The 11,778-nt window shown below is 70.6% G+C and carries 15 protein-coding genes; 2 read left to right on the forward strand and 13 right to left on the reverse strand.

Translation table 11 applies throughout. The features are described 5' to 3' along the window. From ACFYS8_RS11750 to ACFYS8_RS11805, 12 genes are all read right to left on the reverse strand, one after another. Complete coding sequence (locus ACFYS8_RS11750; protein ID WP_387639235.1) at positions 1-849, reverse strand: bifunctional DNA primase/polymerase; 849 nt, start codon at positions 847-849, stop codon at positions 1-3. A gap of 228 nt (positions 850-1,077) precedes the next feature. Beyond that, entirely contained in the window at positions 1,078-2,112 is a 1,035-nt protein-coding gene (locus ACFYS8_RS11755; protein ID WP_387639238.1) for a DNA cytosine methyltransferase, read from the reverse strand. 121 nt (positions 2,113-2,233) lie between these two features. Beyond that, a complete protein-coding gene (locus ACFYS8_RS11760) occupies positions 2,234-3,880 on the reverse strand; it encodes a sporulation protein SsgA (protein WP_387639241.1) in 1,647 nt (548 codons plus the stop codon). Next, positions 3,877-4,296: a hypothetical protein gene (locus tag ACFYS8_RS11765; protein ID WP_387639243.1), complete on the reverse strand. Its 420-nt coding sequence runs from the start codon at positions 4,294-4,296 to the stop codon at positions 3,877-3,879. Before ACFYS8_RS11765 ends, ACFYS8_RS11760 begins: the two co-directional genes overlap by 4 nt. A gap of 14 nt (positions 4,297-4,310) precedes the next feature. Beyond that, positions 4,311-4,817 (reverse strand): plasmid transfer protein TraA, encoded by a 507-nt coding sequence (gene traA / locus ACFYS8_RS11770; RefSeq protein WP_387639246.1) that lies wholly within the window; start codon positions 4,815-4,817, stop codon positions 4,311-4,313. Positions 4,818-4,899: 82 nt separating this feature from the next. Then, complete coding sequence (locus ACFYS8_RS11775; RefSeq protein ID WP_387639249.1) at positions 4,900-5,322, reverse strand: hypothetical protein; 423 nt, start codon at positions 5,320-5,322, stop codon at positions 4,900-4,902. Beyond that, positions 5,319-5,597, reverse strand: coding sequence for a hypothetical protein (locus tag ACFYS8_RS11780; RefSeq protein WP_387639251.1), 279 nt, complete (start codon positions 5,595-5,597; stop codon positions 5,319-5,321). The genes ACFYS8_RS11775 and ACFYS8_RS11780 overlap by 4 nt, the downstream gene beginning before the upstream one ends. Positions 5,598-5,617: 20 nt before the next feature. After that, complete coding sequence (locus ACFYS8_RS11785; protein WP_387639254.1) at positions 5,618-6,067, reverse strand: hypothetical protein; 450 nt, start codon at positions 6,065-6,067, stop codon at positions 5,618-5,620. 58 nt (positions 6,068-6,125) lie between these two features. After that, a complete protein-coding gene (locus ACFYS8_RS11790) occupies positions 6,126-6,500 on the reverse strand; it encodes an RRQRL motif-containing zinc-binding protein (RefSeq protein WP_387639256.1) in 375 nt (124 codons plus the stop codon). Then, the gene (locus ACFYS8_RS11795) at positions 6,497-6,853 is read right to left on the reverse strand and encodes a hypothetical protein (RefSeq protein ID WP_387639259.1); all 357 of its coding nucleotides are present in this window, start codon (positions 6,851-6,853) and stop codon (positions 6,497-6,499) included. The genes ACFYS8_RS11790 and ACFYS8_RS11795 overlap by 4 nt, the downstream gene beginning before the upstream one ends. Continuing rightward, a complete protein-coding gene (locus tag ACFYS8_RS11800) occupies positions 6,850-8,127 on the reverse strand; it encodes a hypothetical protein (RefSeq protein WP_387639262.1) in 1,278 nt (425 codons plus the stop codon). Before ACFYS8_RS11800 ends, ACFYS8_RS11795 begins: the two co-directional genes overlap by 4 nt. Next, the gene (locus tag ACFYS8_RS11805) at positions 8,124-8,402 is read right to left on the reverse strand and encodes a hypothetical protein (RefSeq protein ID WP_387639264.1); all 279 of its coding nucleotides are present in this window, start codon (positions 8,400-8,402) and stop codon (positions 8,124-8,126) included. The genes ACFYS8_RS11800 and ACFYS8_RS11805 overlap by 4 nt, the downstream gene beginning before the upstream one ends. A gap of 418 nt (positions 8,403-8,820) precedes the next feature. Here ACFYS8_RS11805 and ACFYS8_RS11810 point away from each other — a divergent pair, with 418 nt between their 5' ends. After that, positions 8,821-9,669: a GntR family transcriptional regulator gene (locus ACFYS8_RS11810; RefSeq protein ID WP_387639267.1), complete on the forward strand. Its 849-nt coding sequence runs from the start codon at positions 8,821-8,823 to the stop codon at positions 9,667-9,669. Further along, positions 9,666-10,349, forward strand: coding sequence for an HAD family hydrolase (locus ACFYS8_RS11815; RefSeq protein ID WP_387639270.1), 684 nt, complete (start codon positions 9,666-9,668; stop codon positions 10,347-10,349). Before ACFYS8_RS11810 ends, ACFYS8_RS11815 begins: the two co-directional genes overlap by 4 nt. Before the next feature lie 116 nt (positions 10,350-10,465). Here ACFYS8_RS11815 and ACFYS8_RS11820 read toward each other — a convergent pair whose 3' ends face one another. After that, entirely contained in the window at positions 10,466-11,650 is a 1,185-nt protein-coding gene (locus tag ACFYS8_RS11820; RefSeq protein WP_387639272.1) for a Fic family protein, read from the reverse strand. Positions 11,651-11,778 lie beyond the last annotated feature (128 nt).

The raw sequence follows: 11,778 nt of genomic DNA on the forward strand, positions 1-11,778 counted from the left end.
TCACAGCCCCAACCGGGTCAGGGCGTTGGCCCAAGCGTCCGCGCAGTGTCGGGGCGACTCTCCCTTGGCCTGCACGGCAGCGAACAGCCGCTCCGTGTGCGCCTCGGTCAGGCAGCCGCACCGCCCGTGCGTCGAGAGGACGGCGAGAAACGTCGCGAACACGGTCGCGTGCACCGCGCTGGACGCCTCCGTGATGCGCTGCTCGGCCATGGCGATACCGCGCTCCAGGAACGCTGGCATGCGGTGCGGGCACCTCCCGCCCCCGGCCGGCACAGCAGCGGGCGCCGCCCGGACCGGGGCAGGCTCCTTCACCAGCAGGGCGCGGACTGCGTCCGGGAGGGCCGTCAGGGTGCCGGTGCCGGGTCCGAGCCACCGGGCGTAGGACATGGACGACTTGACGTCCACGCCCGGCCGCACCGCGTTGGCGGAAGGCATGACGCCCCGGTAGATCCAGTGCTCGCCCCGGGTGGTGGGCACGACTCGGGTGGCGGGCAGATTGGCCCGGGCCCAGGCGATGGCGTCCGCGTTGTCGAGGTCCACGACCGTCAGCCCCGCGCCGCCGGGGTAGTAGGCCACCCCGGCGGCCTGCAGCCAGGCCCGCGCCCATGCGGGCGAGTTGAGGATGTCGGGGTCGGTGGTGGCGGCGGCCCAGCCGTGGCAGGGGGCCGGGCAGGTGCAGGGGCCGGGGGTCTTCATGTTCGGCCGGCCGCCGCATGCGTTGCCGGTGCAGTCGGGGCAGTTGCCGAACGGCACTTTCCCGGCCCGCAGCGGCAGCAGGGGCACGCCGACGGCTGCGAGGGAGAGAGCCGCGGGCAGGTGCTCTCCCTGAACCAGGGTCTGTTGGGTCATGCTGGTGTCTCCAGTTCTCTAGGACAGTGCTGGATTGGCGGCAGCCCCGTTTCTTGGCAGAGGGGGGCCGCCGCTGTCGTTCGTCGCGTTCTCGGCGCAGACCTTGTGTGCGGGTCTGCGCTGTTCGTCGCGGAGCGGGGTGGGGTGGCCGCACCAGCGGCACGGGAGGGTGCGGGTGCGGTCGTAGTGCCGGGCGTCGCGCCAGTCGAGGGCGGCCACGACCGGGCCTCAGGCGGCGCGTTGGGCGGGCAGAGTGGCGGCGTTGTGGGCACCGAGGAGCAGGCCGTAGGCGTGGTGGGCCTGTTGGGGGACGACGCCGTTGCCGAGGATGGTCAGCTCGGCCTTGGGGCCGAGGCCGAGGCCGGTGACGTGGCCGTCGGGCAGACCCATGAGCCATTCGGTGAAGCGGGGGGCCAGGCGCACGCCGCCCCGGGGGCCGAGCATGGTCGGGGCCGGCGCGGGCCGACCGAGGATCGTCTCCCACCGGCGGATCGCGGGTCCGTAGTCGATGCCGTCGCTGGTCACCCACCGCCCGTCCAGCGGGGCCAGGACGTTGACGGCGAACTCGTTCAGCGGCCGGGCGTTGCGTGTGAGCAGGTTGGACGCGCCGGACTTCCAGTCCCGGGCCGCCGGAGTGGGCAGCAGCCTCAGTCGCCGGGGCGCGGGAGCCTGGTCACCGCCGTGCGCAGGTTCATTCCGCCCTTGCGTTTGGGGGAGGTTCCCGGTCCGCCAGTGCCGTCCGAACTCGTCGGGATGGGCATCAGCGGGATGGGCGACGGCGAACCACCGGTCGCGCTGGTGCGGGGCCCCGACTTCGACGTCACCAGCGCGTACGCATGTCCACCGCGCGTCATACCCGACCTGGGCCAGGTCGTGGGCGACGACGTCCAGCCCGCGCGAGCAGATCGCCGCCACGTTCTCCAGGAAGACGATTCGCGGTTCAAGGACGCGAACAGCTTCAGCAACGTTCGTCCAGATCCCGGAGCGCTTGCCACGGATGCCCTCCCTGGGGCCGGCGTTGGAGATGTCCTTGCAGGGGAAACCGGCGATCAGCACGTCGGGCCGGTACAGCTCCCGGACCGTGTGCCAGTCGGTGCGGGTGATGTCGCCGAGGTTCGGTACCCCGGGGTGGTGGTGGGCGAAGACGGCGGCGGCGTCGGCGTCGAGTTCGGCGCCGACGACGACCTGGCCGTCGAGAGCGCCGAGGACGGCCAGCTCCAAACCGCCGTAGCCCGAGCACAGCGATGCGATGCGATGCGTCATGAAGTCCCTTCCGCGCGTCAGAGCAGGCGTCAGGAGGGGGTGTCAGACGGTGTCAGGGACCGTCTGACACCCCGTCTGCCTAGGGGTTCGGGTGTCAGGGGGTGTCAGGTGTCAGGGGGTGTCAGACGTCGGCCATGGCGGGCACGATGCGGTACCGGCCGCCCTTGGCGGTGGGGGCCAGGCGGCCGTCCTCGACCACGCGGCGGAACTCGCCGGACACCCACGGGCGCTTGCGGCCGAACCGCTCGGCGTGCTCCATGACGTCCTTCGGGCCGATGACCATCACGCCGTTGTGTTCGAACTCGGCGACGATGGCCTCCATCGCGGCGCGGGCTTCCTCGGGGGTGAAGTCGGGGCCGCCGGCGGGCTCCCCGGCGAACGTCCAGCTCGCCAATTCGGCCGGGACCGCGCCGAGTTCGGCGTTCGGGTCCAGCTCGGCGTCCTCGGCGTCCACCCGGCCCACCGCACCGTCCAGGGCGTCGTCGTCGTTGATGTACACGCTGGGCCCGTCCTCGGCGTCGGTGTCGGTCTGCTGGTGGCGCTGGGTGTAGGCGTTGCCGACGGCGGCGGCAGCGGCCTTCGCGGTGACGGGGTCGACCTTCGCGCCGTTGCGCACGGACCACACGGCGAGCTGTTCCATGACGCGGGCGGCCCGGCCGGTGAAGCGCCAGGTGCGGCCGGGGGCGCTGTAGCGCTGCTCGTCCACGCCCGGGGTTACGAGGTAGCAGTAGCCGGGGCGGCGGTTGCCCCACGCCCCGGGGCGGGCTCCGGCGTCGAGGACCGGGCTGGGCAGGGCCATGCCCTCGTCGCGCTGGTCGAGGCCGAAGGCCAGGACCGAGGGGAGGGAGGCGCGGGTGCTGGTGGAGATCTGGTCGTGGCTGGGCCGCTGGAGGGAGATGACCACGGCCATGCCGGCGGAACGGGCTTCCTGCGCGGCACCGGTGAACGCGTCCTCGCCCATGAAGCGCAGGGTGTTCGCGGCCTCCTCGAACCAGCCGACCAGGAACGGCATGCCCTCGCAGCCGCACGCTCCGTCTTTGCGGCAGGAGTGCGCGGGGTCGGTCTGGGGCTCGGCCGCCTGCGGGGCCCACTGGCGGTAGCCGTGGGCCCCCAGCCAGCGGGTGCGGGCGGGGATGACCGCCTGCAGCGCGGTGACCATCGTCTCGGTCGGCGCGCCGCCTTCGACGGCCCAGTCGAGGCCGGGCCGCAGCGGGCCGAAGTCCTGGAAGGACTTGGGGTCGAACAGCCAGACGATGACGTCGCAGCGGCCGAGGATCTCGCACAGGACGTTGAGCGCCCCGTCGCCCTTCCCGGAGCCGGAGATGCCGCAGATCAGCAGGTGCGTGCTGTTGCGGCCCGCGCCGGGGTCGCCGGGCAGCCACAGCATCAGCGGCGCGCCGTCGTCGTAGCGGCCGATGACGAGCGGGTCGGCGATGGAGCCGCCCACGTGGGTGGGCGTCTGCCACTCGACGACCTCGGCGAGCATGTCGCGGGGGACGACGACCAGGTCGCCGCGGCGGGCGGAGCCCGGGTCGGGCAGGTATCGCACGGCGTTGGGGGCGACGTCGAGCGCCGAGGCGAGGTTGCCCAGCGACTTGGTGACGTCGTCGTTCGTCAACTCACCGGCGGGCAGGACGAGTTCGGCGGTGACGCGGTTCGGCTCGACCGCCGCGCTGCGGATCTTCGCCCCGGCGAGCTTCACCTTCTCCAGCAGCGACCCGTCCGCGTCGGACGCGGCCTGCACGGCGTCGGGGTTGCGGCGCATCACCTGGCGCACGTTCCAGGACGCGGCGAGCGCGCCGCCCCGAGCCAGAACGCGCCGAAGGTCAGGTCGTTCCAGCCGAACAGGGCCAGCGCGGTGAACCAGCTCGACCCGGCCGCGACCGTGATCGCCGAGTGCAGACGGCGCTGGGTGCCGGCGGCCTTGCCGATCCAGGCGGTGCCGGCGGTCAGCCCGGTGGAGGCGAGGGTGAGGCCGACGCCGTAGCCGGCGGAGCCGTGCGCGGGCACCCACGCGGCCGACGCGGCCACGCCCGTCGCGCCGGCCAGGATCCACGGCGTCGTGTAGGGCTTGGCGCGGTGCGCGATCCACGCGAGGATCCCGCGTCCGTTGCTGGCACCTTCCAGGGACTCGCGGTGCTGCACCTCCTGGTCGGCGGTGCTCGTGCTGTGGTTCCTCGCCATGGTCGAATCTCCTCTCAGAACTGGAACGGGCGGCGCTGCTGCTGCGGGCGCTGGGGGGTCATGACGTCGGCGTACTCGCGCTGGAACGCGGCCCACGCAGCGGCGGCGTCCTTCGCCACGTCGGTCATCGCGTCGGCGGCCTTGGCGAGCTTCTTGGCCACCGACCGGGCCCGGGTGCGCTGCTGGAAGACGTGGTCGCTGGGGACGGGCGGGGCCTGCTCCAGCGCGGCCTTGAGGATCTCCGCGCCGACCTCGATCTCGATCGCGGCGTAGGAGGCGAACGCCCGCAGGGCCTCGCAGTACGCGCGCACGTCGGCGGCGGAGTAGAACGCGGGCTCGGGCAGCGCGAGCGCGCTGGAGCGCTCCAGCCCGACGCCGGGGTTGGCCGCCGCGCCCGTCTTCGGGGCGGCGCTCTTGTTGACGTTGACGGTGAAGCCGGGGGAGAACGACGCCCCGGAGCCGAAGCCGTTGCGGGTGTTGTGGGTGGTGCCGCCGGTGGACGTCGACGCGTTGCTGGCCATGTGCGTGCCTCCCATGCGGGCCGGGACTATCCCGGCTCCCCACCCCCGCCCGGCGGTTCGGCCGGGCGGGGACGGGCAGCCGTCAGTTCTGGCGCATGTCGCGGATGATCCACCGGATCACCAGCGCGGAGACGGCGAGCGCGAGCGCGGCCATCCCGACCGCGACCAGCGCGGCCGTGGTCGCCAGCAGCACCGGGATCAGCACCGCCGCCGCCCCGGCGCCGGCCGCCACGTACCCGCCCATCCGGGCCGCCGTGCCGTCGACCGCCGGGGCCGGGGCGGTCGCGGCCGGCGCGGGGGTTGGGGCGGTCGCGGCCGGCGCGGGGGTTGGGGCGGTCGCGGCCGGCGCGGGGGTTGGGGCGGTCGCGGCCGGCGCGGGGGTTGGGGCGGGCAGGAGGTGCGTGTTCTGGTTGGTGTGGAGCTGGGCGGCGACCAGCAGCGCCAGGCGTTCCAGGTCCACCGGCTGGCCGTCCGGCTGCGGGACGGCGGCGAGGTGACGGCTCATCGGGCAACTCCGGTGAAGGTGCTGGCGGGCAGGGGGACGGCGCGGCACTCGGCCGCGTGCGAGTTGGCGTCCTGGCGGACGACGGGGCGCTCGTCGGCGAAGACGCTGTGCTCGCCGCAGCCCAGGCAGTACCAGTGGAAGGCGGGGCGGCCGTAGTCGGTGACGCACGGGGTCTGGCACAGGGCGACCAGCGCGGACCCGAGGCCGAGGAACGTGGCGACCGTCCCGCCCGGGAGTCCGGTCGCGGGGTCGAGGTGAACGACCATGTCGGACACGGCGGTTTCTCCTTCGCAGGTCAGGCGGAGACGATGAGGGCGGCGGCGGTCTCGAAGGCGTGGTGGAATGCCTGGTCGAGCGCGTACGCGCCGTTCATGCCGTGGTCGGTCAGGCGGTAGAACGGGCCGGAGCCGGTGGCGTCGGCCAGGCGACGCAGGGGCTCGCGCCGGTCGGCGACGTAGTGCGTGACGGCGGACAGCGCCAGCGCGACGGCCACCCGGCCCGGGCGCAGACGGAAGCCGAGCAGGCGGGAGCCGGCCAGCAGGACCAGCGCCTGGGTGGCGGTGTAGGTGGCGACATGAGCCGCGCACGCCGCGCGGCCGGCGGCGCTGGACTGGCCGCCGTTGTGGTCGTGCTGGCCCTTGGTGCCGGCCTGGTGGTCGGTCTGGACCCAATGGTCCGCGACGTCGGCGGCGGCACGGAGCAGGGCGTAGGAGGCGGCGAACCGCGCGGCACGGGCGGAGGTCATGACGAAACTCCAAACGGGGTGCAGTGCAAGGAAGTTGAGTGGAATTTGCGACCGCGGCTCAGGCGGCGAGCGGCGCGGCGTCGGCGCAAGGCAGGCAGGTACCGAGGTGCGCGGGCAGGACGTATCCGGCGTCGCGCCGGCACTGCGGGCAGGTGCGGCGGGCGGCGTTCGCGGCGTCCAGCGCCCGGCGCTTCGCCAGCGTGAAGGGCCTTACCGGCTTGGCGAGTTGGGCGCGGTAGAGGTAGGCGGCGCGCGGGCCCTTGGAGCGGCGCGAGGACCACAGGATCTGGGCGGCCACGGGCTGGCCGCCGGGGCGAAGGCCGCGTGCGCGGAGCTGGCGGCGGGTCAGCAACCCGTCCGGGGCCATTCGCCACGGGTAGGTCGGAATCCCGAACCGCTCCCCGTGCGGATCCCAGAACCGCGGGCAGCTCACTGCGGCTCGCCGGGGTCGGCGAAGCGGAAGTACCCGATGATCTGGACGGGGACGCCGGACCAGGTGCCGGAGACCTGCAGCCAGTTCGTGAGGTCGTCGTCGTCCAGGTAGGCCGTGACATCGTCGGTGTCGAGGCCGAGTGCGGCGCGCCACTGCTCGAAGTGCCCGAGGCCGTCGTGGATGGACACGTTCACGCCCCACGCGTACGTGCCTCCCGCCTTGCCCGGGGGCAGGATCTCCAGTCGCAGGCCGGGCGCGGGCAGGTGGGGGAAGACGGTGACCATCGCCAGCAGCGCGCCGGCGGCGTTGGTCTGGGTCCGGGTGAGGTCGCGGGAGTCGGCCTGGGTGGTCACTGTGCGTTCTCCTCGCCGGGGGTGGTGCGCTCGGCCTCGACGGCGGCGCGAAGGCGGACGGCGTAGTCGTTGCGGCAGCCGAGCAGCAGGCGGACCTTGCGGGTCGTCAGCTCCTCGCCGGAAGCGGCGAGGTCGGCGGCCAGCAGGCGGATGCGGGCGAGGTCGACCGGGTCGAGGGAACGTTCCCCGGCCGAGCCGGAAGCGTTCCCGCCGCCGTCGGACGAGGGCCCGTCCACGGGTCCGCCGGGGTTCTGTGCGGACACGTCCAACCCCGTTCCGTAAAGGGATTCGAGCGCTTCCGTCGTGATCGGGGAAGCGTTCCCGAGGTCCTCGGGAACGGTGTCGAGGTAGACGCTGTCAGGGCCGCCCGGGGGCAGCGGGAGGGTGAGGGCGGGGAACGGGTCGTCGGGCATTCCCGGCCACAGATCGGCCGGCGCGGGAAGCGCGCTCAGCTCCGCCACCCGGGCCCTGGCGTTGAGTCGCTGGGCGAGCAGGTCGGCGGTCAGGCCGGGGGTGGTGACGCCGTGGACGTACTCCCACGCGACGCGCCACGCCTCGTCCGTCGACAACGCTCCGTAGGCGGCGGCGGACAGCAGGCGGTCCGCGACCTCCCGCACCTTCGGGTGGTGCTCGGCCCGGCGCCGGGCGTGCTCGGCGCGCTCCTTCGCTTGCTTCTTCTCCGCCGTGGTCGGGCCGCGCCCGCCGTGGGTCTGCAGGTCGGTCAGCCAGACCGCGCCGATGCTGGACAGGGCCAGCACGAACGCGACCCAGTGGTGGGTCGGGTACTGGGACCAGCCGTGGGCGAAGTTGATGCCCGCGGCGACCGCGCCGGCCGCCCACGCGCCGAGGCGGTAGGTGCGGGTGGAACGCTCGCCCTCGGCCTGGGATCCCATGGCGACCAGCGCCCACGCGCCGCCCTCCAGCATCGCGGCCAGCAGCACCGCGAGCAGCAAGTACACCTTCGCGTCGCCGAGAGCGGCGACCTGGGAGACGACGGCCGGGACGATCGAGCACGCCTGCACCAGGCGGACGAACGCCCGCGCCGGGTTCGCCGACACCCAGCCGGTCACCCGGCCCAGCCGCGCGGCCCGCGCCGCCCGCCGCCGGTCCCGGGCCTGCTCGTCGGCGAGCCGGTCGGCCTCGCGCCGCTGGCGGGCAGCCTCGGCGCCCAGCCTGGTCTGCTCGCGCTCGTCCCGCCGGTCCGCACGGGCGTTGTCCCGGTCGGCCTGACGGTCGGCGCGCCGCTCGGCGCGGAACTCGCTCAGCCCGCTCACGCCGCCACCCGCTCGACACTGGCGGTGCGCTGGATGACCGCAGGGCGCCGCAGCGGCACCGGCGCGATGCTCAGCAGCCGCTCGGCGTAGGCGGCCAGCTCCGGGTCCTCGCGACGCAGGTCCGCCAGCACCGCCAGCGCCACGTCCATCCGGGCCCGCCGCTCGATCACCGACTCGCCCGGCACACCGGCGAACAGCTCCGAGTCCACGCCCAACGCCAGCTCCGCGAACTCATCGCGGTTCACGGCGTACTGCCCTGCAACAATCGACTTCACGGGTCTACCTCTTCCAAGAAGGGGGTGGGCCCCAGGGCCACCGCGCACTCCATGGCCGGAGCGCGGCGGCCCGCTTCATGGGCCCAGACCACTCGTCACGCACGAGTAGCCATGGATCCCGGCCCGCCTCACGCGGGGGCGGGCCGGTCACCAAAGTGACTCGTTCGTTGATCAACGCGCTGTTGAGTTCTCAAAGGACAGCCACGATCACGGCGAGCCGTAGGCGTGCGGCAGAACCGCCTTCCCCGACACCAGCCAGTCGCATTTGCACAGGTCAGAGCAGCCCAAAGAAGGCCCCTCTTTGCCGCTCCCGCATCTCTCGGTTGCGACACACTCAACATAGACAACCTGCCTAGGTAGGTAGGTCAAGACAGTTGGGTTTCTCGCGCATGTTGGGCATCTGCCCTAGCATGGGTGCATGAGCCTCGACCCGGATGACTCCCGCCCGCCGTATCAGCAGGTCAGCAGCTCTTTGCGGGCCTCGATTCTCACGAATAAGCCCGGCTTCGAAATCGGCGACAAGCTCCCGTCCGGCCCCGAACTCGCCAAGCACTTCGGCGTAGCGCGCGGCACGATCGACAAGGCACTCGATCTGCTCAGGACTGAGGGACTGATCGTGACCCGTCAGGGCAGCGGGTCCTTCGTGCGTGAGCGCACGTCACGACCCGTCGGTCTTCGGCCGCACCTCGAAGCAGCCTTCGAGCAGAAGCAGGTGACGCTGGACTTCGCCGGCTTCTCCAGCGAGACCCTTCACAACGCCCTGCAGGAACCGCTCGACAAGGTCCGCTCCGGCAGGCTCGCCCCGGAGTCCATCACTGTGCGTCTTCTGCTTCCGGACACCGACGAGCCCATGGCCGTGCCGGTCCTGGTGGACGGCCTCAAGGACGAACCGGCACTCCGGGAGCGCGCCCGGAACATCGCACTGACCAACGCAGGCGGCATCGCCCACTCGGTCGAGGTGCTGGCAGAGCTTGGGCTCGTGCAGACGGCCTCGGTCCAGGTGAAGGTGCACCGGGCATCCAGCCTCTTCAAGCTGTACATCCTCAACCGCACGGAGGCGTTCTTCGGCTTCTACCCGCTCCGGGAGCGGACGGTCACAATCAACGGCGACGACCACACGTTCTACGACGTCACCGGCAAGGACACCACGCTGTTCCACCATGCTGCCGGCCCTGACGATGCCTCACTCGGCTCGCGGTATGTCCAGCAGGCACAGATGTGGTTCGACAGCGTGTGGTCCACGATCGCGTACGAGCGTCAGCCATGACCGGCGCTACCCCGTCGCTCGCCGACGTGCTTCGTCCGGTGAAGCACGTCCTGCTCGACTTCGACGGCCCGGTCTGCTCGGTCTTTGCCGGGCTTCCGGCCCCAGAGGTCGCACGACGCCTTCGCGCGGGTCTGCTCGCTGCTAACAAACAAGCCCTGACTGGGGGCGATGCCGAGACGGACCCTCTCGCCCTGCTCCGCCTGATCGCAGATACCCACCCGGACCTCGTCGTGGCGGCTGACAGCGCGCTGACTTCGCTTGAGATGGAGGCTCTGCGGAGCGGTCAGCCGAATCGGGGGGGTGAATCAGTTCTGCGGGCTTGCGCAAGGTCTGGTCGGTCCGTCTCAGTAGTCAGCAACAACGCGGGCGCGGCGATCGAGGCCTACCTGCGCGATCGGGGACTCAACGGATATGTGGCTGGTGTCTTCGGCCGCACCCCGGGCGATCCTTCATCCATGAAGCCAAGCCCACGGCTCCTCCTCGAAGCTATGGAAACCGCCAGCAGCAAGCCAACGCAATGCATCTTCATTGGCGACGCTGTCCGCGATGTGGAAGCTGGCGACGCGGCGGGAGTGGCAACTATCGGATACGCCAATAAGCCAGGCAAATACGCAAAGCTGGCCGCCGCCGGCGCGGTCTTCATCGTGGATTCCATGGAACTCATCGCTAAGGCCGCCTGATCCCTCCCGACTGACAGAATGACCGCCCTGGCGAATGCCAGGGCGGTCATTCTGCGCCAGATTATCCCCGCGTCGAGAAGCTCTTCGCAGGAGGAGCCGAGGCGGGGACCTCTAGATCACAGCCCATATGGCTGACCGTAGGCCATTGGCCTATCAATGATCTCCATTACGCCCCGCGCCATCCACAGCGTCATTCCGCCACGCCCGATGGCGCCCACCTGCTCAATCCAGTTATACTTCTCGGCTGCCTTTTCCATCAGGTTTCGAGCACCCTGAGGGGTTACCTGGAGTTCACGCTGAACACGACGCGCATGGAGAAACGGGTTTCCGAACATCATAGGGATAAGCGCAGAAACACTCGACCTGTCCATTCGGCAATCCGCGTAATACTTTTCCCGGAGATTCACCAGATCACGCGCTCGCGAAACAGCATCCTCCGATTGCCTCCGGACTGCCACCAGGAAGAACTGAAGCCACTCCTGGATCTCTCCATCTTCGCGGACCGCTTGGAGTCGCTCATAGTACTCGCGGCGGTGGGTCTCCAAGTATCCCGAGAGATAGAGAAGGGGAGACTGGAGACGCTGCTCCTGCAGCAGGAGCAGGCCAACCAGGAGGCGCCCAATTCGCCCATTTCCATCAAGGAACGGGTGAATCGTCTCGAATTGATAGTGCATCAGCCCACACTTGACCAGTGTCGGAATCCTGACGGGGTCATTCACAAACTTCTCCCAGTCATGGAGAAGATCGGGCAGATGCTCGGGAAGCGGAGGAACGAACCGCGCCGTATCGGGCGTATCATCTGCGGCTCCAACCCATACCGGCGTACTTCTAAACTCCCCGGGGATCTTCTCCTCGCCACGCACACCACTCATTAGCGTCTTATGGATCTTTTTGATCAAGCGCTGGCTGATCGGAAGAGTCTTTACAAGCTCCAGGCTTTCATAGGTGGCGGCGAGATACCTTTCAACCTCCGCCACATCGTCAGTCTTGCGCTCCTCGGTGGATTCCTCGGCTCGCAGAACTTCAGACAGTGACGCCTTGGTGCCTTCAATTCGCGAGCTGGCTAGCGCCTCGGTGGTCACAAAAGGCCCGAGGAAGACCTGCGGGTCTTGGATCAGCTGAGCCAGACCGTTAAGCAGCCCAAGGGCATTGTCTGCTTCCGACAGGGCCAGGACTGTATTCGAGTCAAGGTCGAGCGACCGCGGCAGGGGACTCGGGCGATAATAGGTAAATGCCCACTTGTCCCCCGGACGCGTCGCTGCCTGTCCGAAGGCTGTCTCTGCAAAGCGCTTAGGGTCCATGGCCCGTACGATACAACGAAACCGGTCATTTTGTTGCCGCGTGGCAAGGAGGCACCCACTCGCGTTGGGAGATCCCCACCGCCCTGCAACAGCCCCTGCCCCGCTGTTGCCACGTCTGTCACACGCAA

Origin of the sequence: Kitasatospora sp. NPDC004615 (genome assembly GCF_042873545.1) — a bacterium.
Classification (GTDB): Bacteria; Actinomycetota; Actinomycetes; order Streptomycetales; family Streptomycetaceae; genus Kitasatospora.